This is a genomic window from Ruania zhangjianzhongii (assembly GCF_008000995.1).
GTDB classification, from domain to species: Bacteria; Actinomycetota; Actinomycetes; order Actinomycetales; family Beutenbergiaceae; genus Ruania; species Ruania zhangjianzhongii.
This window is the reverse complement of sequence record NZ_CP042828.1, coordinates 2356463-2379673: the sequence shown is the minus strand read 5'-3', so window position 1 is coordinate 2379673 and position 23211 is coordinate 2356463. Positions and strand designations below refer to the sequence as shown.

General features: G+C 67.0%; 21 protein-coding genes. 7 read left to right on the top strand and 14 right to left on the bottom strand.

What is annotated here, in order from left to right; genetic code table 11:
* Positions 1-156: 156 nt before the first annotated feature.
* The 7 genes from FU260_RS11030 to FU260_RS11000 form a co-directional block, all read right to left on the bottom strand.
* Positions 157-1188, bottom strand: a complete 1032-nt coding sequence (locus FU260_RS11030; protein WP_222847972.1) for an ABC transporter ATP-binding protein — start codon at positions 1186-1188, stop codon at positions 157-159.
* A complete protein-coding gene (locus FU260_RS11025) occupies positions 1151-2215 on the bottom strand; it encodes an ABC transporter ATP-binding protein (protein WP_222847971.1) in 1065 nt (354 codons plus the stop codon). Before FU260_RS11025 ends, FU260_RS11030 begins: the two co-directional genes overlap by 38 nt.
* Positions 2212-3759, bottom strand: coding sequence for an ABC transporter substrate-binding protein (locus FU260_RS11020; protein ID WP_147917102.1), 1548 nt, complete (start codon positions 3757-3759; stop codon positions 2212-2214). The genes FU260_RS11025 and FU260_RS11020 overlap by 4 nt, the downstream gene beginning before the upstream one ends.
* 100 nt (positions 3760-3859) lie before the next feature.
* Entirely contained in the window at positions 3860-4720 is an 861-nt protein-coding gene (locus FU260_RS11015; protein ID WP_210418250.1) for an ABC transporter permease, read from the bottom strand.
* Between the two features lie 10 nt (positions 4721-4730).
* Positions 4731-5657: an ABC transporter permease gene (locus tag FU260_RS11010; RefSeq protein WP_147917101.1), complete on the bottom strand. Its 927-nt coding sequence runs from the start codon at positions 5655-5657 to the stop codon at positions 4731-4733.
* Positions 5658-5659: 2 nt separating this feature from the next.
* Positions 5660-7048 (bottom strand): FAD-dependent oxidoreductase, encoded by a 1389-nt coding sequence (locus tag FU260_RS11005; protein WP_235912202.1) that lies wholly within the window; start codon positions 7046-7048, stop codon positions 5660-5662.
* Positions 7049-7128: 80 nt separating this feature from the next.
* Positions 7129-8190, bottom strand: coding sequence for a LacI family DNA-binding transcriptional regulator (locus tag FU260_RS11000; RefSeq protein WP_168211740.1), 1062 nt, complete (start codon positions 8188-8190; stop codon positions 7129-7131).
* A gap of 250 nt (positions 8191-8440) precedes the next feature.
* Between FU260_RS11000 and FU260_RS10995 the strand changes: the two genes are divergently transcribed.
* From FU260_RS10995 to FU260_RS10985, 3 genes are read left to right on the top strand one after another with little or no spacing between them, the layout of a single operon-like run.
* Positions 8441-10147: a carbon starvation CstA family protein gene (locus FU260_RS10995; protein ID WP_147917098.1), complete on the top strand. Its 1707-nt coding sequence runs from the start codon at positions 8441-8443 to the stop codon at positions 10145-10147.
* Positions 10140-10418 carry a cory-CC-star protein gene (locus FU260_RS10990; RefSeq protein ID WP_235912201.1) on the top strand — a complete coding sequence of 93 codons (279 nt, stop codon included), beginning with the start codon at positions 10140-10142 and terminating at the stop codon, positions 10416-10418. The genes FU260_RS10995 and FU260_RS10990 overlap by 8 nt, the downstream gene beginning before the upstream one ends.
* On the top strand, positions 10409-11392 hold the full coding sequence (locus tag FU260_RS10985) for an ArsA family ATPase (RefSeq protein WP_147917097.1): 984 nt from the start codon (positions 10409-10411) through the stop codon (positions 11390-11392). The genes FU260_RS10990 and FU260_RS10985 overlap by 10 nt, the downstream gene beginning before the upstream one ends.
* 64 nt (positions 11393-11456) lie before the next feature.
* Here FU260_RS10985 and FU260_RS23585 read toward each other — a convergent pair whose 3' ends face one another.
* Together FU260_RS23585 and FU260_RS10975 are read right to left on the bottom strand one after the other, a co-directional pair.
* On the bottom strand, positions 11457-12908 hold the full coding sequence (locus tag FU260_RS23585; protein ID WP_168211739.1) for a nucleobase:cation symporter-2 family protein: 1452 nt from the start codon (positions 12906-12908) through the stop codon (positions 11457-11459).
* 29 nt (positions 12909-12937) lie between these two features.
* Positions 12938-14257: an amidohydrolase family protein gene (locus tag FU260_RS10975; protein ID WP_210418249.1), complete on the bottom strand. Its 1320-nt coding sequence runs from the start codon at positions 14255-14257 to the stop codon at positions 12938-12940.
* A gap of 123 nt (positions 14258-14380) precedes the next feature.
* Here FU260_RS10975 and FU260_RS10970 point away from each other — a divergent pair, with 123 nt between their 5' ends.
* Positions 14381-15283 carry a LysR family transcriptional regulator gene (locus FU260_RS10970; RefSeq protein WP_147917096.1) on the top strand — a complete coding sequence of 301 codons (903 nt, stop codon included), beginning with the start codon at positions 14381-14383 and terminating at the stop codon, positions 15281-15283.
* 15 nt (positions 15284-15298) lie between these two features.
* Here the strand turns inward: FU260_RS10970 and FU260_RS10965 are convergent, their stop codons facing one another.
* The 5 genes from FU260_RS10965 to FU260_RS10945 form a co-directional block, all read right to left on the bottom strand.
* On the bottom strand, positions 15299-16141 hold the full coding sequence (locus FU260_RS10965) for a carbohydrate ABC transporter permease (protein ID WP_147917095.1): 843 nt from the start codon (positions 16139-16141) through the stop codon (positions 15299-15301).
* Between the two features lie 9 nt (positions 16142-16150).
* Positions 16151-17071 carry a carbohydrate ABC transporter permease gene (locus FU260_RS10960; protein WP_168211738.1) on the bottom strand — a complete coding sequence of 307 codons (921 nt, stop codon included), beginning with the start codon at positions 17069-17071 and terminating at the stop codon, positions 16151-16153.
* Between the two features lie 46 nt (positions 17072-17117).
* Positions 17118-18359: an ABC transporter substrate-binding protein gene (locus tag FU260_RS10955; protein WP_147917093.1), complete on the bottom strand. Its 1242-nt coding sequence runs from the start codon at positions 18357-18359 to the stop codon at positions 17118-17120.
* A gap of 24 nt (positions 18360-18383) precedes the next feature.
* The gene (locus FU260_RS10950; protein WP_147917092.1) at positions 18384-19373 is read right to left on the bottom strand and encodes an NAD-dependent epimerase/dehydratase family protein; all 990 of its coding nucleotides are present in this window, start codon (positions 19371-19373) and stop codon (positions 18384-18386) included.
* Between the two features lie 70 nt (positions 19374-19443).
* Entirely contained in the window at positions 19444-20241 is a 798-nt protein-coding gene (locus tag FU260_RS10945) for an IclR family transcriptional regulator (RefSeq protein ID WP_235912200.1), read from the bottom strand.
* 73 nt (positions 20242-20314) lie between these two features.
* Here FU260_RS10945 and FU260_RS10940 point away from each other — a divergent pair, with 73 nt between their 5' ends.
* The 3 genes from FU260_RS10940 to FU260_RS10930 are packed head-to-tail and all read left to right on the top strand — an operon-like array spanning position 20315 to position 23185.
* Complete coding sequence (locus FU260_RS10940; protein ID WP_147919436.1) at positions 20315-21478, top strand: mandelate racemase/muconate lactonizing enzyme family protein; 1164 nt, start codon at positions 20315-20317, stop codon at positions 21476-21478.
* A 43-nt stretch (positions 21479-21521) separates the two neighbouring features.
* On the top strand, positions 21522-22445 hold the full coding sequence (locus FU260_RS10935; protein ID WP_147917091.1) for a dihydrodipicolinate synthase family protein: 924 nt from the start codon (positions 21522-21524) through the stop codon (positions 22443-22445).
* An 11-nt stretch (positions 22446-22456) separates the two neighbouring features.
* Entirely contained in the window at positions 22457-23185 is a 729-nt protein-coding gene (locus FU260_RS10930; RefSeq protein WP_147917090.1) for an SDR family NAD(P)-dependent oxidoreductase, read from the top strand.
* Positions 23186-23211 lie beyond the last annotated feature (26 nt).

Here is a 23211-nt window from a genome sequence, read left to right as displayed (position 1 = left end):
CACGGCCGGTCCGGTGGCGACACCTCTCGACGACGTCGGTGTCGCCTCCTGGCTGACCACCACTTTGTGTTCCGCATCACGTTAGACGACAACGTTGTCTCGGAGCAAGGGGCCGAGGGCCGCCGCGCGGCATGCTGACGGATCGCCGAGGGTCTTCTACGCCACCGCGTCCCGCCAGGCACCCTGAAGCGCCTCCTCCTTGAAGTGACACGCCGCTGTGTGCCCTGGGGCCGCCCCGCCGGCCGACTCGAGCACCGGGAGGTCGCTCGCGCAGACCGCGCTGGCGAGCGGGCACCGGGTGCGGAACCGGCACCCAGACGGCGGATCGATCGGTGAGGGCAGCTCCCCCGACTCCGGCAGCCGGTCCTGCACTTCGGACTCCCACGGGTACAGGTCCGGCACCGAGTCCAGCAACAACTGGGTGTAGGGGTGGGTGGGCCCGGCGAACACCTCCGCGGTGGCACCGGTCTCGACGATCTTGCCGAGGTACATCACGGCAACTCGATCGCACAGGTGCCGCACCACGGCGAGATCGTGGGAGATGAACAGGATGCCGAGGCCGAGCCGCTTGCGCAGATCGTCCAACAGGTTCAGCACCTGCGCCTGCACCGACACGTCCAGGGCCGAGACCGCCTCGTCGGCCACCAGGAGTCGCGGCTCCACGCTCAGCGCGCGGGCGATAGCGATTCGCTGCAGCTGGCCGCCGGAGAACTCGCGGGGCTTGCGGTCGGCGTGGTGAGAGCTCAGCCCGACCATCTCCAGCAACTCGTCCACCCGCCGGTCCCACCGGTCCGGTTCGAGGATGCCACGGTGCGCCCGCCACCCTTCGGTGAGCAGGTCGTGGACCGTCATGTCTGCATTCAGCGAGGAGTACGGGTCCTGGAAGATCATCTGGACCTGGCGGCGTGCGGCGCGGCGTTCGCGCGAGCGCAGGGCCATCAGGTCCTGTCCGCACACCTGCACTGATCCGCTCGCCACCGGCTGCAGTCCGACGATCGCGCGGGCCACTGTCGATTTACCGCAGCCGGACTCCCCGACGAGGCCGAGCGCTTCACCCTCGGCCAGCTCGAGGTCGATGCCCGCCACTGCCTGCACCTCGCTGGGACCGCGCCGGAGCAGGCTTCCCTTGAGTCGGTACGTGCTGGTCAGGTCAGTCGCGCTCAGCACGGAGCGTGGCGTCGTGCTCACCGGCGTACACCTCCTTCGCATAGTGGCAGGCCGAGTCCCGGCCGTCAGCCACGGGCACCATCTGCGGAACCTCGTCCCGGCACCGGTCGGTAGCCAGGGGGCAGCGCGTGTTGAACGGGCAGCCGGCGACCGGCTCCGCGATGTTGGGTGGGCTGCCCGGGATGGGGCGCAGGTCCTGCTGCTCTCCCGTCACCCGTGGGACGGACTGCAGCAGCCCCTCCGTGTACGGGTGGGCGGGCCGTTCGTAGATCTCCCGGATCGGGCCGCGCTCCATCACGCTGCCGGCGTAGAGGATGTAGACGCGCCGAGCATACGAGGCGACCACGCCGAGGTCATGGGTGATCAGTAGCGTGCCGGCCCCGGTCTGCTTCGCGAGGTCCTCGAGCAGCTCCATCACGTGCGCCTGCACGGTCACGTCCAGCGCGGTGGTGGGTTCGTCCGCGATCACCATCTGCGGATGCTGTGCCAATGCCATCGCCATCACCACCCGCTGGCGCATGCCGCCGGAGAGCTGTTGCGGATACTGCCTGGCACGCCGCTGCGGATCCGGAATGCGGACGGTTCGGAGCAGGTCCACTGCCCGCCGCCAGGCCTCGCGTCGGCCCAGCTTCTGGTGGACGGTGAACAGTTCCGACAGCTGCTTACCCACGGTCAGCACCGGGTTGAGCGACGTCAGCGGGTCCTGGAACACCATCGACATCTTCCGGCCGCGTACCTGGGAAAGGTCGGCCTCGGAGGTCACGTCCAGCGCGGATCCGAGGAACTGCACCGTGCCGCTGGTCACCTCACCGACACCGGCCGGGAGCAGGCCCATGAGCGCGAACCCGATCGTGCTCTTGCCACTTCCGGACTCACCGACGAGCGCTACTGTCTCACCTCGCTCCACCCGGAAGGAGACATCCCGCACCGCCTCGAGCACCTCGTCGCCTCGGCGGTACGCCACGTGCAGGTGATCGACTTCGAGTGCCGCGGCCGCCTCTTCGGTAGGGGCTGCCTCGCCTGGTGCCGTCATCGTGCCCGCGCTCATGCCGAATGATGCACCGGCACGAAGTCCGGCTGGTTGTTCGGCGCCGGCGCCAGGCCCTCAACGCCGTCGCGCACCCCGTAGGTAGCCAGCGGGGCGAGCGGGAAGATGCCGACGGCGTCATCCCAGATGATCTTGCACGCTTGGGCGTACAGCTCGGCTCGCTGGTCCTGATCGGTGGTGCTCCGGGCGCCGCTGAGGATCTCGTCGAGCTCGGGGTTGGAGTAGCCCATCCGGTTCGCATCGGTGCTGTAGAGGCGACCGAGGGTGTAGTCGGCATCCCCGGTGGCATTGCCCGCGTTCTGCAGGTCCATGTCCCAGTCCAGAGCCAGGAGGCGGTCCAGCCACTGGGCCTGCTCGAGTTCCTGCAGCTCCACCGTCACTCCGATCTCCTGCCAGTAGGAGGCGAACGACTCCGCCAGCGGTCGAGCTTGCGGCGCCACTCCTTGAGCCCACATCACGTGGGTGGAGAAGCCGTCCGCGAAACCTGCCTCGGCGAGCAACGAGCGCGCCTGCTCGGGGTCGTAGGGGTAGGGCTCCTGCGCGCTGTATCCGAACACCGGTGACGGGATCGGAGCGGTCGCCAGCTCGGCTGAGTCACCGAACAGGTCGGTGACAACCTGCGCCACGTCGATCGCCATCCACATCGCCTGCCGCACGCGGACGTCGGTGAATGGCTCGCGGCTGGAGTTGAACCAGTTGAAATAGTTCACGAAGCTTGGTCCGGTCACCACCTCCACCCCTGGCTCTTCCAGCTCTGCGAGCTGGTCCGGCGGGATCGACCAGGTGACGTCCACCTCACCGGTCTTCAGCGCAGTCAGCCGGGTGGAGTTCTCCGGGATGTACGGAAGTTCCAACCGCGTGGAGGCCGCGGCCCCGTTCCAGTAGTCCTCAACTGCTGTGAGGTTGAGGTGGTCGGAGGCGGTGAAGCTGTCCACTTCGAACGGCCCGCTTCCGACTGGCGACGTGGCAAAGAAGCTCTGGTCCTCGATCTTGTCGGCCGGGACGATCGAGATGAGGGAGAGGTTGGACAACATCGTGCCCACCGGCGAACTCGTGGTGATCGTTACCGTCGTCTCGTCCGTTGCCTCCACCGCGTCCAGGGCACCCCAGAGGGCCGCCTGCGGGGTGGAGCCGGACGCGATGTTCTCGACACAGGCCTTGACGTCCTCGGCTGTGATTGCCTGACCGTCGTGGTAGGTCACGTCGGCGAGGGTGAAGACCCAGGTGTTCTCGTCCGGCTGGTCCCACTCGGCGGCGAGCCGTGGTGCGAAGCCGTCGTCGGTGCGGGTCACCAGTGAGTCGAAGATGAGCGCTGCAGCGAGGAGGGTGGATTGCTCCACGTTCGCAGAGCCGAAGGGGTTCAGGTCGAGGATCGGGCGGTCGAATGCGGCGCGGATCACCGAGGACTCTTCACCGCCTGCACCTTCACTATCGGTCTGCATACCGCAGGAGCTGAGCACGAGCGCACCGGCGCCGGCACCGGTGAGGCCGAAGAACGTGCGGCGGTCGATGGGGGTGTTCCAGAGGGGGGTGTGACGGGACATTCATCTCTCCTTCGAGTGAGTGTTGAACAGGGATACGGGGAACAAGGGAACAGAGTGACTGGTGAACCGGGGGAAGAGGCGGTCGGCGGTTCTGGGCGCCTTACATGGTCTGGTTGGCGGCACGTTTGCCGTCGGTGGCCATCCCCGTGGCAACCACGAGGATCACGAGTGCTAGGCCCGGGAAGGCGGCGATCCACCAGGCCGACGAGAGGTAGTCGCGCCCATTGGCGATGATCGAGCCCCAGGAGGCTTGGTCCAGCGGTACGCCGAGGCCGAGGAAGCTCAATGACGCCTCGGCGATCACCATCAGGCCCACCTGGACCGTCGCCGCCACGGCGAGCGGGCCGAGCACGCGCGGCAGGATGTAGCGAACGATGATCCAGAAGTTGGTCACGCCGAGGGTCTTGGCTCCTTCGACTGCCTCGCTCTTGCTCGCCACCAGCGCGGAGGCGCGGACGACGCGGGCGAAGATCACCCATCGGGTGATCGCCAGGGTGAAGATCACGTTGGTGACGCTCGGGCCGAGCACACCGGCGATCAGGATGGCGAGCAAGATGCTCGGAAAGGCGAGCTGGATGTCACCGAGCCGCATGATGAGCGAGTCGCCCCAGCGGCCGAAATAACCGGAGATCAATCCCAGAACGAGCCCGAGGACGCCTGCGATACCCACTGTCGCGGCCGCGATCAGCATGGACACTCGGGAGCCCGAGATGACCTGGGCGATGATGGACCGGCCCACCTGGTCGGTGCCGAGCCAACTGGTGGTCCCGTCGTCCAGACTGGCGCCGGGTGGTTGCAGACGGTCGATGGTGCTGGTCACATTGGCGTCGTAGGGGATGAGCAGCGGCCCGAAGACCGCGACCAGGACGTAGAGCGCGATCACCGCCTGGGCCATGGTCCGCATATTCCACGACAGGCGGACCCGGCGTGTTCTGGGCTTGGTGGCTGTGAGAGCTGTCATGACTACCGCCTTACGAAGTTCCGAACCGCACGCGCGGGTCCAAGAAGCTGTAGAGCAGGTCCACCGCCAGGTTCATCACCACGTACAACGCAGTGATCACCAGCACGGCGGCCTGCACCACCGAGTAGTCCCGGTAGGTGATCGCGTCCACGAGCAAACGTCCGACCCCGGGCCAGGCGAACACCTGCTCCACGATCACGGCGCTGCCGATGAACACTCCGAGCAGCAGACCCACCACGGTGATCACCGGAATGAGCGTGTTTCGCACGACATGGCCGTAGAAGATCCGCTGTCGCGGGAGGCCGTTGGCGCGTGCGGTGCGCACATAGTGCTGGTCGAGCTCCTCCATCACGGAGTTGCGCACGGACCGAGTGAGCCAGCCGACATACGGCAAGGACAGCGCCACGGCCGGCATCACCAGGCTCAACGGTGTGGTGAAACCCGACGACGGCAGCACGCTCAGCGTGGCCGAGAAGATGATCACCAGCATGATGCCCACCCAGAACTGCGGCATGCCTTGGAAGGCCAGCGACATCGTGGAGACTGCCCGCCCGACCATGCTCTTCGGCCGGCGGGCGGCCACCACCCCGAGCGGGAAGCCCACGGCGATCGTCACGACCATCGCGCTGATCGCCAAGGTCATCGTGGCCGGCAGCCGCCCGAGCGCTGCTGCCATTGCTGGCACGTGCAGCCGGTGCGAGTCGCCGAAGTCCAGACGAACGGCGTCGATCAGGTAGTGGACGTACTGCACGCCGAGCGCATCGTCGTAGCCGAGCTCAGTGGTGAGCGCGGCGATCTGCTCCGGTGTGGCCGTGGGGCCGAGCAGCAGTGCCGCCGGCTCCCCCGGGACCATCCTGACCACCACGAACACGATCGTCAGGGCGCCCCAGAGCACCAGCACGGCCTGGCCGACTCGCCGGGCAACGAGCACCCCCACGATCAGCCGATCGTCTGCGGGACGCGCTCGGCCCCGAGGTAGGCGTTGTCTTCGAGCAGCTGGTCCTGCAGTGCCTGGACGTCGACAGCGCGCGGTTGCACACCGGTGGCGACCGCCAGTGCGGCTGCGGTCCCGGCAGCCTGGCCCATCGCGAACGAGGGGGGCATCACCCGGATCGCCGCCAGCGCCTCGTGCGTGGCCGAGACGCTTCGGCCGGCCACCAGGACACCGTCCAGGGTCTGCGGGACGAGCATCCGGAACGGCATCTCGTAGATGTTCGCTGTGGGGTCGTCCTCCAGGCGGCCGCCGGCGTCCACCGGGCTGTGGATGTCCACCGGGTACCCACAGGTGCCGATGACGTCCTCGAAGTGCCTGCCGGTTTCCAGGTCGGCCAAGGTGAGGGTGTAGTCCCCGACGATCCGCCGCGTCTCTCGCACCCCGATCATCGCTGCCGTGTCGAGCAGGGTGGCCTGGCTGAAACCGGGGGCGCGCCGACGAAGGAAGGCAATCAGCTCGTGGACCTGCTTGCGGCCCTCGATCTCCGCGGCCGTCAGATCGGCCACGTCCACACCACTGACACCGAGGACGCGGGTGGTGTTCAAGCGCCACACCCCGGGCCGCAACGTCTTGTACAGGCCGATGCCCATGCGCGGGATCGAGTACTCGCCGGCGCGTCGTCCCTCATCCACGATCGACTTGAACGGGCGGAACTCCTGGGCCTGGGTGACGTACTCATCGACCGCAGCATCATCGACTCCGGTCACCCGGCAGAACAGCGTCATCGGCTGGGCGAGACCGTCCTCCTCGCGACCGTAGATGGTCTCTCCGCCCGCACCGGCGACGACGTCCGCGTCAGCGGAACAGTCCACCACCACCTTGGCATCGATCGCCTCGATCCCGGACTTGCTGGAGATGAAGAGCCCGGTGACCTGATCGCCGTCGGTACGCGGGGCGATCACCGTGGTGTGGAACAGAATCTCCACCCCCGCTTCCTGGAGCATCTCCAGCCCGGTGGCTTTGACGGCCTCCGGTTCGAACGGCGTCACCTTGTCGTGCCCGTAGGTGATGTAGCCGCAGTATGGGCTGTTCGCCGGCACCTTCGAGGGGTGGATCGCCTGGCCGTCGGCCTCCATCCGCAGCACGAGCTCTTCGAAGACGCCCTTGATCAGCTGGGTGGACCCATCCAGGCTGTAGGAGGTCATGCACGGTCCGACCAGACCAGCGGTGAGGTTTCCGCCGACGTAGCCGAAACGTTCGACCAGGAGCGTACGAGCACCGCGCCGGGCGGCACTGATCGCTGCGGACAGTCCAGACGGGCCACTGCCCACCACCACGACGTCCACACTGGTGCGGACCGGGGCCTCGACATGGAGCGATACTGCTTGACTCACGGGTCTCCTTTCGGGTCGGAAGGGGCGGTCCCTCCCGGACGGATGAAGCACTTCTGTGTAGGTATGCGGGCGCCGCAGCATCAGCGCCGGGCAGGCGGACGGCCGATCGTGCGGCCGGGGCGCGCGGTGCAGGGCAGCTTCAAGGTGCGCGGACCTGCCGTGCGGTCGGAGATCAGCTCCACCAGCAGTCGGACCGCTTCAGCACCGATGTCACCGAACGGCATGTCGAAACCGGACCAGGACTGCTTCCGGCCGCGGGGTATTGCCATGTCACCCAGCACGGCCACGGAAACCTCGCCCGGCACGTCCAGTCCGAGCTTCTTGATCACGCGGAACACCCGCGCACCGTTCTCCGGCGTCTCCACGATGATCGCGGTGGCACCGGCGTTGATCTGCGCGCCGAGCTCCGCCTCCAGATCAGCGCCGTCGGCGGAGCGATCCACCGAGCCAGTCATGCCGTGATCGTCGAGGGCGCGTTGCCAGCCGGCGAATCGATCGAGGTTGGGCTCTTCCGGAACGGGCACGCCGACGTAGAAGAGCTTCCGGTGCCCGAGCTCGGCCAACCGGGTCATCACCTCGTAGGTGGCGCTCTCGTAGTCCGCGGTGACCCAGGAGATCCTCGCATTCTTGATCTCACGGCGACCGATGTAGACGAAGGGGTAGCCCTCCTTCGACAGCCGCGCGACCTCATCGCGGTCCTCACCACGACCGAGCAGGATGCTGCCGTCAGCGATACCGAGCTGGTTGACGCTGCCTGCGTAGATGCTCCGCGGGCTGCCGGCGCCGCCGGAGCTCGCACTGGTGAAAAGCAGCAGGTTCTGCTGCAGCCGTTCCGCCTCGGACTCGATACCGAGCAGGAACGGGTAGTACTGGTCCAGCCCGGCGATCGGGAAGGTCGGCTCGTAGGTGAAGACGCCGAGGATGCGGTTCTTCCCGCCCGCGAGGCTGCGTGCAGCGGGGTTCGCGCTGTAACCCAGCGATCCGCTGAGGCCGAGAATGCGCTGCCGGGTTTCCTCGGAGATCCGCGTGGACTTCCGGCCGGACAGCACCATGGAGACGGTCGCCTGGGAGACGCCCGCAGCTTTGGCGACGTCTGCCTGACGCGTGCGAGACGCGCCCGGCTGACTCTTGCTCTGCGCCATTGCTGCCCTTCCAGATCTCGGCATCATCCTTGCTGCTTATGCCCATAAGCATACGTGCGATTCGAACGGTGTCAATACGCATAAGCAGATTCATCCGAACCCAACAGGAGGTCGTGCGGCGATCCGACGTGCCGCTCCCCCGGCGCTCTGCTAGCGTCACCGGCAACGAGATTCGGCAGCGCGGCCGGCGCACGCAGGGGGGCCTGACGGCTCCGGGGCACTGCCGCACATCATGCGGATGGGAGCCGCCGTGAACTCGCTCATTCTGGCCGTGATCGGAATCGCCATGATGGCCCTCGGGTACGCCCTGTACTCGAAATTCCTGGCCACACGTCTCTACCGTCTGGACGCCACGTTCAAGACCCCGGCGCACACCCAGCGCGACGGGGTGGACTTCGTTCCGACGAATAAGTTCATCCTCTGGGGGCACCACTTCACCTCGGTGGCCGGTGCGGCGCCGATCGTCGGCCCCGCGGTCGCGGTGATCTGGGGCTGGCTGCCGGCGTTCCTCTGGGTCACCCTCGGCACGGTGTTCTTCGCCGGGATGCATGATCTCGGCGCGCTCTGGGCCTCGGTGCGGCACAAGGGACAGTCGATCGGCACCCTATCCGGGCGTTACATCGGCAAACAGGGCCGGAACCTGTTCCTCGTGGTGATCTTCCTGCTGCTGCTGATGGTGAACGCCGCGTTCGCCGTGGTCATCTCCGATCTGCTGGTCACCACGCCGACGGCGGTCATCCCCACCTGGGGCGCCCTCGTCGTGGCACTGGGCGTGGGTCAGGCGATCTACCGGTTCAAGTGGAACCTGATCGCGGTCTCGATCGTGGGGGTGGCGGCGCTGTACGCGCTGATCGTGCTCGGTAACCAGGTTCCGGTGGAGCTGCCGGAGACCGTGCTCGGCCTGTCCGCCAACGCGTTCTGGGTGGTCGTGCTGTTCCTCTACGCCGGGGTGGCGTCGATGCTGCCGGTGTGGGTACTGCTCCAGCCCCGGGACTACATCAACGGTCTGCAGCTGTTCGTCGGGTTGGCGATCCTCTACGGCAGCGTCCTGATCGCCACCCCGACCATGGTCGCCCCCGCCTGGAACGAGGCGGTGCCCGCGGGGACACCCAGCATCGTCCCGCTGCTGTTCGTCACCATCGCCTGTGGTGCGATCTCCGGGTTCCACGGCATGGTTTCCTCCGGCACCAGCTCCAAGCAGCTGGACAAGGAGACCGACGCCAGGTTCGTCGGCTACTTCGGTGCCGTGGGTGAAGGCCTGCTCGCCCTGGGTGCGATCATCGCGACCACCGCCGGCTTCCGGACACTGGCCGACTGGGAGGCGGTCTACTCCGCGTTCAACGAGGGCGGCGTAGCGGCGTTCGTCGAAGGAGGCGGAAACATCGTGAACAGCGGGCTGGGGCTTCCCACCTCGCTCAGTGCCACCATCCTGGCCACGATGGCCGTGCTGTTCGCCGCCACCACGATGGACACCGGGGTTCGGCTGCAGCGGTTCGTGGTTCAGGAAGCCGGTGAGCTGGCCGGGCTGAAGATCGGCAAGTTCGTGGCCACGCTCGTGGTGCTGGTGCTCGGTATCGGGCTGTGCTTCGGCGCCGGTGCCGACGGTTCCGGCGGCATGGTGATCTGGCCACTGTTCGGCACCACGAACCAGCTCCTCGCCGCGCTGACGCTGTCCATCCTCGCGGTGATGCTGATACGCAAGCGGCGCCGGGTCACGCCGGTGGTGGTGCCGATGGTGTTCGTCACCGTGATGACCCTCTACGCCCTGGTCGTCCAGCTGGGCCAGTTCTACGAGGAACAGAACTGGCTGCTGTTCGTGATGGATCTGGTCATCCTGATCGCCTCGCTGTGGGTGATCGTGGCGGCCGGCCGGGCGATCGGGCGGGCGCGCAAGTCTCCGCCGGAACCCGAGGACGCCTCGTCCGATCCCGCGGAGGTGGGCGAGCACCGTGACTGAGGAGGTCCGCGATCCCGACGGACCGCTGCAGCGGCTGGCCCGGGGGCTGCGGGAGTTCTACGTCGCCCCGTACCGGCGCACGTTCGCCCGGGCCCGGCGGGACGAGGAGGATCTCTTCATGATCGTGGTGCTCGCTGAGTCGCTGGGCGTGCCGAACCCGGTGAGCTACTACACGATCGAGCTGCTGCCGGTGGTCTACGAACGCTTCCACGACTGGCACCGCAGGATGGGGATGCAGACCTCCCCGCTGGAGACCGTGGCGTGCTGCTGAGCCTGGCCGGTCAGCGGCGGCTGCTGTTCGTCGGCGGCAAGGGCGGAGTGGGCAAAACCGTGATCGCCTCCACGATCGCACTCGCCCGAGCCAAGGCCGGGCAGCGGGTGCTGGTGGTCTCCACGGACCCGGCGCACAATCTCGGGCACCTGTGGGACCGCCGGGTCGGCGATGAGATCACGGCGCTCGGCCCGGACCGGCTCTGCGGGCTGGAGATCGACCCGGAGCGCGCCACGGCTGAGCATCTGGCGCAGGTGGGTGAGCGGCTGGAGCGGTTGGTGCCCGACCATCTGCACGCCGAGGTCAGCAAGCACCTCCGACTGGCCAAGAACGCCCCGGGCGCGTTCGAGGCAGCGATCCTGGAACGCATCGCCGTCACGGTGACCGAACAGCTGGACCACTTCGACCTGATCGTCTTCGACACCGCACCCTCCGGGCACACCGCCCGACTGGTGTCCCTGCCGGAGACGATGTCCGCCTGGACCCAGGGGATGCTGGACCGGCACAGCCGCGCGCAGCGGTTCACCGACGCCATCCGCAGCCTGGACGAGGAGGACCCGGCCTACCGGACCATCTCCGGAGACGAGGGCTCGCGAGGCGCACGGGACGCCGAGATCCGCAGCGTGTTGCTGGCCCGCCAGGAACGCTTCACCCGGCTGCGTGACCTGCTGCGAGACCACGAGCAGACGGCGTTCGTCGCCGTGCTCCTGGGCGAGCGCCTGCCTGCGTTGGAGACCGTCGAGCTAGCCGCACAGCTCCGGGAGTCCGGTCTCGCGGTGAGCGCCCTGGTGGTGAACCGGCGCTCCCCTGCCGACGCCGGTGCGCTGCTCGTGCAGCGCCGCGCTCAGGAGAGCGAGCACATCCGCTACGTCACTGACCGCCTCCCGGACCTGCCCCTGGCCGAGGTGCCGCTGCTCGGTGAGGACATCACCGCCCCGGACGGGCTGCGCAGGGTCGCCGCGGCGCTCGGCTGAGGGGCACCCGCGGCTTCCGTGGCGACGGCGCGGATGCAGCCCAGCCGTCACGCCCGCGGGCCCGTCAGGCGCGGGAGTGGACCTCGTCGCTGGGCCCGTCGGTACGGGGCCCATCTGCACGGGGCTCGTCTGCACGGGGCCCGTCGGTACTGGGATCGTCGGTACTGGGATCGGCGCCCTCGGCGGGCACCTTTCCGGCACCTCTACCTCGGCCGATCACGTTGAACAGCACGTTCAGCACGATGGCACTGACACAGGCGAGCACGATGCTGTTCTCCGCCACGATGCGCACGCCGGAGGGTAGGTCGGCGAACACGGTCGGCATCGCCACCGGCATCATCGCCAGCCCCATGCTTACGGCGACGATGATCAGGTTGCCGGCGTCCTCCAGGTCGGCCTTGCCGAGGATCTTGATCCCGACTGCGGCCACACCACCGAAGAGCACCAGCGCTCCCCCGCCGAGCACCGCCATCGGGATGGAGGCCACCACGGCACTGACCTTCGGCAACAGCCCGATCACCACCAGCAACCCACCAGCGGCGGCGATCACCCACCGGCTCTTGATCCGGGTGAGCTGCACCAGGCTGACGTTCTGGGCGTACGCAGTAAACGGGAACGCATTGAAGACCCCACCCAACGCGGTGGCGAGACCGTCGGCGCGGATCGCAGCGGCGATCCGCTTCCGGTCCACCTTGGTCTCGGTGATCTCTCCGATCGCCAGCACATCGGAGGTGGTCTCCACCATCGAGATGATCATCACCAGCGTCATCGCGAACACCGCGGAGAGAGGGAACGTCGGCAAGCCGAACTCGAACGGCTGCACGATCTCCACCCAGGGCGCCGAGCCCACCGGAGACAGGTCCAGCCGGCCGAGGATCGCGGCCACGATCGTGCCCACCACGAGCCCGACCATCACCGCCACCCGGCCGAGGAAGCCCTTCGACAGCTTGGTCACCAGCAGGATGGTGAGGATGGTGATCCCGGCCAGGCCGAGATCCGGCAGGGAGAGCGTCTCTCGGGTCGGGTCGCCCCCGTTGATCCACATCAACGAGATCGGCAGCAGCGAGATCCCCACCGCCGCGATCGTCGTGCCGGTCACCACTGGTGGAAACAGGAACAACAGTCGGGAGAAGAACGGGGCGATGATCAGGGCGATCAGCCCCGCGGCGATCGTCGAGCCGAAGATCGCCGGCCAGCCCCACTCGCTGCCGATGAGGATCATCGGCGCCACTGCCGTGAACGTGGTGCCCTGCACCAGCGGCAGCCTGGCCCCGATCTTCCAGAACCCGATGGACTGGATCAGCGTGGCCACACCGCTCATCAGCGCGGTCACCGTGAGCAGGTAGATCAGCTGGTCCTGGGGCACATCCAGGGCAACGGCCAGAGCAAGCGGCGTAGCAGCGATCGAGGCGTACATCGCCAGCAGGTGCTGGGCGCCCAGCAGCACCGTGCGCACCATCGTCGGGCGGCTGTCGACCTCCGACTTGACCGGGGTCGTGGTTGTGGTCTCGGACATGCTCACTCCATTGTGGTCAGAGGGTCAGGTCACAGGCTCCTGGCGCGTAGCGCCAGGGCATGCTCACGGAAGGTCTTGCGGACGTGACGTTCATCGAGACCCGCCACTGCGCCGTCGTCCAGCACCACCCGGCCGGCCACGATCGTGTATCGGACGTCATCAGCACGGCTGGAGTAGACCAGTGTGGAGACGGCGTTATAGGCGGGCAGGGTGTGCGGGCGGTCCAGGTCGACGACGGTGATGTCCGCCGGCGCGCCGGGCACCAGCCGGCCGAGCTCGGGGCGGTGCATGGCAGCAGCTGAGCCGGCGGTGGCCAGTTCGAGGATCTGCCCGGCGGGCAGGAAGGTGGGCTCCTGGGTCCGGTCCTTGTGGATCAGCCCGGCGAACTTCATCTCTTCGAACATGTCCATCGTGTTGTGGCTGGCCGGACCATCTGTGGCCAGCCCGACGGTGATCCCCGCCTCGGTGACCGCGCCCAGGTCCATCGTTCCGGACACGAGCTTGGCGTTCGAGATCGGGCAGTGCGCGATCTTCACGTCCCGGTCGGCGAGGATCTCGATGTCCCGGGCGTTCAGGCGGGTGCAGTGTGCCGCAGTGACGCGCGAGGAGAGCACCCCGAGCGAGTCGAGCCACTGCACCGTGGTGGTGCCGTACTCCTCGGCCATGTACCGCACCTCGTTCATCCCCTCGGCGACGTGCGTGTGCGTGGTCAGATCGTGCTGCTCGGCCACTGTGGCGGCCAGCTGCCACATCTGGGCGCCCACCGAGTAGGGCGCATGCGGGGAGAGCGCCACCTGGATCCGGCCCTCGGCCCGGCCATGATGGCGGGCCACCTTCTCGCCGAAGCTGTCCAGGGTGCGCCAGGACCAGTCCGTGATCGACTCGTACACGCCGCGGTCGGCGAACCCGTAACCGAGGGTGGCACGCAGGGGCACCTCTTCGAGGGCCCGCACCTCCGGTTCCACGGCGTAGGCGTCGAAGTGCTCGTTGAAGCAGGTGATCCCGCCACGGGCCATCTCGATCAGGCCGCACAGGCTGGCCCAGTACAGGGTCTCCGGGTCGAAGTTGCGCTTCATCGCCCACATCGAGCGCAGCCACTGCCAGAGCTCCACGTCCTCGTCCAGGCTGCGCAGCAGCATGTTCGAGGCGTTGTGGGTGTGGGAGTTGACCAGCCCGGGGATGACCGCGCAGCCAGCGGCGTCGATCGTGCGGGTCGCCTCTGGTCTTGTCGTGGCCGTGCCAACTTCTTCGATCCTGCCGTCGCGGACGGTCAGCACCCCGTTCTCGATGGGCGCTCCGCCGGTCATCGGCACGATGGTGGCGTTGATGATGGCCAGATCTGCGGTCATGCACGTCCTCCGATGGGCGTGGTCGGCGATCCTGAGTACGTCGCTGTCGTTGCGGGGACACTAAGGGGCAAGGGCCGGTAAGTTAAGTGAGGTTCCATCGGGCGAGCCGATAGGAGGATGGCGATGCGCTTCACCCTCGACCAGATCGATGTCTTCGTCACCTGTGTGGACGCCGGATCGTTCTCGGCCGCCGCCCGGCGGTTGCGCCGATCCCAGTCCACGGTGAGCGAGACGATCGCGAACCTCGAGGCCGGTTTCGGCACCGCGCTGTTCGACCGGTCCACGAAGATGCCGACGCTGACCGACGCCGGCGGGACGTTGCTGACCGAATCGCGCGATCTGCTGGACCGGGCGCTCACCCTGGAGAGCCACGCGGACAGCCTCGCCCAGGGCAACCCGAGCCAGATCACGGTGGCGATCGACGTGCCCTACCACCTGATGATCGCGCCCCTGCGGGACTTCGCGGCCCGCTACCCGCACGTGGACCTGGTGGTGCGCCACCCCAGCCATGGTGATCTGCCCCAGCTGGTCCAGGACGGACAGGTCGCGCTCGGAGTGTCCTTCGCCCAACCGGAGTACGACCACGGACTGGAGTTCCGCCGTCTCGGAGAGCTGGTGCTGTGCCACGTGGCGCACCGCGACCATCCGCTAGCCGCCGAGCCGGAGGTCTCGTTCGCGGCCCTGCAGTCCTACCGGCACCTGGCGCACTCCAAGCACGCGGCCGTGCTACCGACCACCGAGTACCTGCAGTCGGTACAGACGTGGCACGCCGACGACTACTCCGCACTGATCACGATGGTCCGCTCACGGTTCGGCTGGGCGACGGTGCCGCGCCAGCTCGTCCTGGAGGAGTTGTCCAGCGGAGAGTTCGTCGACCTCCTCCTCACTGCCTACCCGCATACCGACTACTGGGTAGGCGTCGACCTGCTCTGGCCGCGCGCAGTGCCGCAGGGTGAGGCGGTCCGGTGGCTGCGGGAGCGGCTGCGGGAGGAGCGGGTGGTCGAACACGGGCACCAGGGGCGGTAGCCGCGGGTCGCCACCTCAGCCCTTCACCGAACCGGAGGCCAGGCCCTTGACCAGCAACGGCTCCAGGAAGAGGAAGAGGATCGCGACCGGGATGATGGCAATGATGCCCACTGCCATCAGACTGTTCCAGTTCACTGCGTGCTCACCGACGAACGAGGCGGACCCCAGGGTGAGGGTCCAGAGGTCGCGGTCCTGGAGGAAGGTCTTGGCAAACAGGTAGTCGCTCCACGCCAGCACGAATGCATACGCCGTCGTGGCAGCCAGACCGGGACGGGTCAGCGGGAGCACGATGCGCGCGAACGCCCCGAAGACTCCGCAGCCATCGATGACTGCGGCCTCTTCGAGCTCCTTGGGGATGGAGTCGAAGAAGCCCTTCATCAACCACACCGCGAACGGGATGATCACGGTGCAGTTCGCCAGAATGATCGCCCAGAGCGTGTTGAGCAGGTGGAGGCTGGAGAACACCACGAACAACGGGATCACCAGCAGCGTGCCCGGTAATACCCGGGTCAGCAGCATGCTCGCCGAGGCCGCGTCCTGCAGCCGCCCCCGCATCCGCGACAGGCTGTACCCGGCAAGGGTGGCGACGACCATGCTCACGAGAACCGAGCCGAGCGTGGTGAGAGTCGAGTTGAGGAACCACGTCGGCAACTCACTGTTGCTGACCACATCAGCGAAATAGCCAAAGTCCAGACTGGCCGGACTCGGAATCAGTGGCGGACTCGTGGAGAGCGTCTCTGAGGTGGGCAGGAGGGCTGACACCACCATCCAGTAGATCGGGAAGAGGCCGACCACCGCGAACAGGACGACGACTCCTGCGATCACGATCCGGCGTGTAGTGCTGTTTCTGGTCCGCATGGGGTACTCCTAGAACGCCTGCTGGCGTAGCTTGCGGTAGAAGACGGCGATGGCCAGGGCGCCAACCGCCATCGTCAAGATGCCCAGGGCGGAGGCGAAGCCCATGTTGAACTGGTTGAACGCTTCGTTAAAGACCTTGATCGCGAGGGTGTTGGTCGAATCGGCCGGCCCACCCCCGGTCATCGGGTAGATGATGTCGAACTCTCGGAACGTCCAGAGCCCCTGCAGGATCAGCGACAGCCAGCACGCCGGTCGGATCACCGGCCAGGTGATGGCCGTGAACTGGCGCACCGGCCCGGCCCCATCGACCGCAGCCGCCTCGTACAGATCCCCGGGCACCGCCTGGAGCGCCGCCAGGATGATCAGCGTGAAGAACGGGTAGATCTTCCAGACCGTCGGGATGATGACGGCGATCATCGCCGTGTCCGTCGTCGCCAGCCAGGCGATGTTCTCCTCGATCAGCCCGAGCGACCGGAGCACGTAGTTGAACACGCCGTAGGAAGCATCAAGGATCCACAGGAAGGCGATAGCGGCGAGCACCGTGGGGACTGCCCACGGCAACAGGACCAAGGTGCGCAGGATACGCCTGCCCGGGAATCGCTTGTTCAGCAGGAGCGCTGTGATCAGGCCCAGCACGAACGCGGGAATGGTGGCACCGAGCGTATAGACCAGCGCCAGCAGAAGACTTTCCCGTACTCGTTCGTCGTGCCAGAGCTTGGTGTAGTTCTCCAGCGTCCGCTCAGCGTCTCCCAGGGCATCCAGCGTCACCATGCCGACATCGGTGAACGACAGATCGATAGCGAGATACATCGGATACAGAATCAGCGATCCGCCCAGGACCAGCGCCGGAGCGAGCATGGCCCAGTACAGCCGCGACTGCCTCCGAGCCAGGCTCACCCGGCGCGCGCCTCTGCGTGGCGCTGCGGTCATCTGTTCGGTCATACCTTCGCGCCCATGGTCGTCGTGCGTTGTGCCATCAGCTCAGCGGCACTTCTTCGTCGAGCCGGGTCTGCAGCTCGGACATCACGTCCTCCACCGGATCATCGGTACTGATCAGCCGGGACACCGCAAAGCTCACCGCCTCCGCGTAGGCCGGGTACTCGAGCCGCACCTGGTCATTCGCCGGAACGACGTCCACGGCGTCAGTCAGCACATCGGCGAACACCTGCAGTGCCGGGTCATCCGCGATCGTCTCCGCACCACTGCCCTCCCGGGGCGCCGGCACACCGACCTCCTCGACGTAGCGGTCCTGCCACTGCGAGCTGGCCACCATGTCGATGAACTCCCAGGCGAGGTCCGCTTCCTCGTCGCTGACGTTGCGTGCCACGTGCAAAGAGTTGCTCTGCGCGCCCGGAACCACCTCGAAGGGAGGCGGAGCGACCTCGATCACCTCGGCGTTCGGCGAGTCCTCGATGAGTTGGCCGACGAACGGCCCATCGATCATCATCGCTGCGTTTCCATCAGCGAAGTACTGCCGCTTCTGTTCGCTCGCCAGGCCCTGCGGTGCGTACTGGGACAGTTCCCGAACCTGTTCAGCGATCTCGACGACGGCGGGATCAGTGAACGTGTACCCCGAGTCACCGACGACCGTGTTGCCCGAACCGACCACAGGCCACGCCAGCTCGGTCAGCAGGTTCGGATTCTGCGCTGTGTCCATCGCGATTCCGTACACGCCGTCGTCCGTCAGCTGCTCCGCAGCCTCGATGAGCTCCTCATAGCTGGTCGGTACTTCTACGTCCGCCTCAGCCAACATCTCGCTGTTGTAGTAAAGGACATAGCCATAGTTCAGCAGGAGCACGCCCTGGTACTCCCCTTCCCACATCAGCTGGTCCTGAGACGCCGGCCACGTCTCGAGAATGTCGGTCTCTGCGAGACGGTCATCAAGACCGGCAAGAAACCCCTGGTCAGCGAAGCTCGGGAAGAACCGGGTCGGAAGGTGGACGATCGCCGGTGAGTCGTTCGCCGCGAACCGGGTCACCAACGACTGCTGGTAGTCGTCGAACGAGATCTGCTCCAGGTTGATCGTCACGCCGGAGTGGCTGGCCTCGAACTCTTCGACGGCGGCCTCCCAGAACTCCTGATAGCCAGGCTCCGTCGCCTGCCAGGTGGGAAAGTCCAGCGTCACCTCACCGTCACTGCCGCCGTCGCCACCGCTGCAAGCGCTCAGCGTGAGCGCACCCGCAACGAGCACCGAACCCGCAACCATGTACTTCTTCATCACTGACTCCTTCGTCGATTTCTTTCAGGCCTGGGTACTGCTGCTTCGCTGCCGGGCCTCGGCGGCCTCGGCGAGCATCGTCGGCATCGGCCATCGGGGTGCGAACCCGAGCAGCTCACGCGCCTTGGCGATGCTGGTGTGGTAGTTCACTGCCGGCCCTGGCAGCCGGACCTCGGCCAGCGGCAGACCGGTCAGTCGCGAGGCTTCGGGGATCAGCGCTGCCATCGACGTCGCCTCGTCCGGGCCGATATAGACCACCTGGTCAGCGGCGCCGGCAACAGTGGCCGCGAGTCCCAGACCTGCTGCTGTGTCCCGAGCGTCGCAGATCGGCATCCGGTACGGCGTTCCGTCCTCGCCACGGGCGAGGAGAAGGGTCAGCTCATCGGCACGTCCCGCCGCTTCCAGTGCCGCGACGGCTCCGGCGTTGCCGAGTTCCCGCTGCTGCTCCAGGCGGCGGTGCAGGAAGAACCGGGGCCCGCTGAACGGGCTGGCCGGATCCAGGAGCTCGCTCGCCTCCTGCGTGTGCGGGAGCCGGACCACGACAGTCTCGATGTCGCTGCGGCGACCCAGGTTCCGGACCATCGCCTCGCCAACAAGCTTGGTCATCCCGTAGACCGACGTCGGTTCGGTCGGATGGTGCTCATCCACTGGCAGGAACTGCGCCTTGGACTCCGGATAGACCTCACCACTGCTCGCGAACACCAACCGCCGAACGCGGTTCGCCGCCGCCGCGTTCACAACGTTCCAGGTGCCATCCACATTGACCCGATGGAGCAAGCCACTCTCTCGCGGGTCCCAGGACATGGCGGCGGCAAGGTGCACGATGACGTCGCAGCCCGCCGTGGCTGTCACTAGGCCATCTGCGTCTGTCAGATCCGCGACGACGGAGCTGACGTCCTCGTGGATCGGAACGGCAACCTGATCGAGCGCCACGACGTCATCGCCACGCTCACAGAACCACTCGACCAATCGTCGACCCACTCGTCCTGCCGCGCCGGTGACTGCTACTCGCATGTTCTGATCTCCCGTGTTCCGTCGATGAAGAGGTGGACGCCTGCGCCGCGGCGCATGCGCGGGTGCCGTGTCAGCCGGAGTGCGGCCCCAGATAGCCGAGGCCGGCGCTGATCGCATCGGCGATCTCGATCACCTCGTGACCCAGCTCGCGCTCCCGATCTGGGAGATTGACCGCGGTCAGTGGGCCGGAGACCGAGATGGCCGCCACCACCTGGCCACCCGGGCCGAGGACGGGCGCCGCGAGGCATGCGCGGCTGAGCGCGAGCTCTTGGTCCTCGATCGCGTAGCCCCGCTCCTTGGCTTCATGCAGGTCTCGGTCGAGCTCGTCATGGTCCGTGATCGTGCGCGCGGTGAATCTCTGTAGATCCGGGATCAGTTCGCGGCGCTGCTCAGCGGACAGCTCGAGCAGGAGGCACTTCCCCATACCCGTGGCGTGAAGCGGATTCCGCTGCCCGATGAGTGTGAACGACTTCGGAGCGAGCCGACCTTCGAAGTTGCACAGATAGAACAGCGACTCGCCTCGCCGCACTGCCACATTCGCGCCAAGACCGAGCCGTGCCGCCAAGTTCTGCGCACGTTGGCGCGCCTCGCGATGCACCGGATGCTGATTGATTGCTACGCCGCCGAGAGTGACCAGCGCGGGACCCAGCCGGTACAGCGAACTCACCGGATCCCGTTCGACGTACTCCAGGCTCTCTAACGTGGCGAGCAGCCGGGAGGCGGAGGACTGGCCGAGGCGTGCGTGCTTCACGACGTCCGCGACTCGCAGCTCGCGACCGTCGATGAACGCACTCAGGACCGCAGCGGTCTTCTCCACGCTCTGGTTCGTACCCTGCTCCGCCACTGTGTGCTCCTCCCTCGACTCCACCTTGCATCCGTCATGCTCTGTATGCAAGTCTCATGCATAGACACATGCTCCGTCAATCGAAGTTGGATACGTGATGCGACGACCAGAGATCGCGGATGTACGTACTTACGTCCTCAAGCTCGCTGCGGACGCCCCCTATCTGGGAGCAATGCCCGACTCCTCCACCACGGGATATCAAGTGCGCGAGCCGTGGCGCAGCCTGTACTCGGCCCGCTACGAGACCTTGCTCGTTGAAGTAGTTGCCGACGACGGAACCTCCGGCTGGGGCGAGGCGCTCGCTCCGGTCGCTCCGGAAGTCCCGGCAGCGATCGTGGAGCTGTTGCTCGCACCGGTATTGCGGGGCGGGTCGGCGACCTCACCGCGACCGACCTGGTCGAGACTGCGGGACCTGATGCGGGAACGCGGGCACCTGGTCGGTCACCAGGCCGACGCTCTGGCGGCGGTAGACATCGCACTCTGGGATCTGGCCGGCAAGATCAGCGGCCGCTCGGTCGTCGAGCTCCTCGGCGGCGCGTTCCGGACATCGATTCCGACCTATGTCTCCGGGCTGCCGAAGCCCAGCGATGACGAGCGAGCGGCGCTTGCCCGCGATTGGGTGGCACGCGGAGCTCGGCGGGTGAAGCTGCACATCGGGCACGGTGTCGAGAGGGACCTCGCCACTGTCGACGCGATTCGCGAGGCAGCTCCTGAGCTGAGCATCGCCGTCGATGCACACTGGGCATACTCGATCACCGACGCGATTCGCCTGGCGCACGGCCTGGCCGAACGGGGGTGCTGGTTCCTTGAAGCACCGTTGGCTCCGGAGGACAGAGCCGGTCACGGCGAGCTCGTTGCCCGGTCCTCGATCCCCATCGCTGTCGGTGAGGCTATGCGCAACCGCTACGAATTCAGCGACTGGCTCACCTCACGGGCACTACGGATCGCCCAACCGGATATCGCGCGTACGGGCATCACGGAAGGCATGGCCATCGCCGAGGTCGCCTCCGCAGCACATGTCCCCGTCGCCCCGCACCATTCAGTCGGCCTGGGGGTGGCGATGGCTGCAGGACTGCACGTCAGCGCCGCGATCGAGGACCTGCCGGCATTTGAGTACCAGCCCACGTCCACGGAGGTCGGGCAACGTATCCTGCACGCTCCGCTTCTGGTCGCGGCGGACCACATTGACCTCCCGGCCGGGCCGGGGCTCGGCATCGACGTCGACATCGACGCGGTCACCGCCCTGGCGTCACGCTCCTGACCACACCGCATCACGTACTCGTCACCCGACAGAAAGCAGACCAGTGTCATCCCCTGTATCGCGCGGCACCGTCCAGGGCCTCGTCCCCATCGTGGCTACGCCATTCCGGCCGAACGGTGAACTCGATCTGCCTTCACTCCGCCGCTTGATCGAGTTTCAGCTTGCGAGCGGGGTCGACGGCGTGGCGATCTTCGGCATGGCCAGCGAGGCCTTCGCGCTGACCCAGGCCGACCGTCAGCAGGTGCTTGCCACTGTGACCGACGTTGTCGCTGGTCAGTGTCCGATCGTGGCGGGCATCAACGGCACGTCCACCATCACCGCTATCGAGCAGATCCACGACATCGGGGGTGCTGCGCACACGCTGATGGTGCTCCCGCCCTTCATGGTGAAACCGACAGCCGGTCAACTGGTGGACTTCTACGGTGACGTCGCCGGAGTCGCCGTAGCGAGCGATACGCAGGTGATGGTTCAGGATGCACCCGGCGCGACAGGCGTGAGTATGGCGCCAGCGCTCGTTGCCGAGCTCGCCGACCTCGACGGCGTCACGTCGGTCAAGGTCGAGGCGCCACCTACGGTGCCGAAGGTCGCTGCGGTACGTGCTGCTCTCGCTGACCGCGGCACAGCCATCCTCGGCGGGCAGAACGCGCAGTTCGTGCTTGAGGAATATAGCCGCGGAGCCGTCGGCACGATGCCGGCCTGCGAGTTCGTCGATGTGCTGGGCCCCATTCTGACCGCGTGGCAGGCCGGGCGGGCCGATGAGGCACGGCGTGAGTTCGCGGCGCTGCTACCGCTGATCGTGTTCGGCTTGCAGCAGGGCATCGCCTGGGCGGTACACAAGGAGGTCCTGCTCGCGCGCGGGATCATCGACCACAGCACCGTGCGCTCCCCCGCCCAGGACCTCGATGCTCCGGGTCGGGCATCCCTGACGGCAATCATGTCCGCACTGGCTCTGCCGACTTACGGCTAGGTGGCCGCCCCATGGCTGTGCGCGGTGTACTCGTCATCGGTGCCTCTTCGCCTATCGGTGCGGCCATCGGACAGCAGTTCGCCGACAGTGGCGCACTGGTAGTCGGAGTCTCCGCGGACGCCAGTGATGACCCTGCGTTCGTGCACCACATGGTGGCCGATCTCTCCGAGCCCGAGCAGACAAGCAACGTCGTCGAGCGCACGCTCGAGGAGATCCGTGGTCTTGACGTGGTCGTGTTGGCGGCCGCGGCGATGCCGGTGGCTTCGGCTGAATGCACCACGGACGTCCAGTGGCGTACCGCACTCGGCGCCACCTTGGACTCGGCGTTCTTCGTCAGCCGCGCCGTCTTGCCCCATCTGAGGCGCGGAAGTGCGATCGTCGCAGTGACCTCGATCAATGCGACGCTGGCTGCACCCAGTCTCCCTGCCTATGCGGCCGCCAAAGCAGGCGTGGAGGGGCTGGTCCGTCAACTAGCACTGGAGTACGGCCCACGAGGCGTGCGGGTGAACGCAGTAGCGCCCGCGATGATCGGGAATGGCGACCTGCCGGACGTCACTGCCGGCTACCCCTTGATGAGGACAGGCCAGCCGGCCGATGTCGCTGCAGCCGTCGACTTTCTCGCATCACCAGCAGCGGGGTTCATCACCGGAGCGGTGCTGCCCGTGGACGGCGGCCTCTCGATCGCGTCACCGGCGGCCTGGCTTCGGCCGGACCTCCGAGCGCGCTGGCTTCCGGAGTGATTGCGGACCGCCCCGGGCTGCCCCAC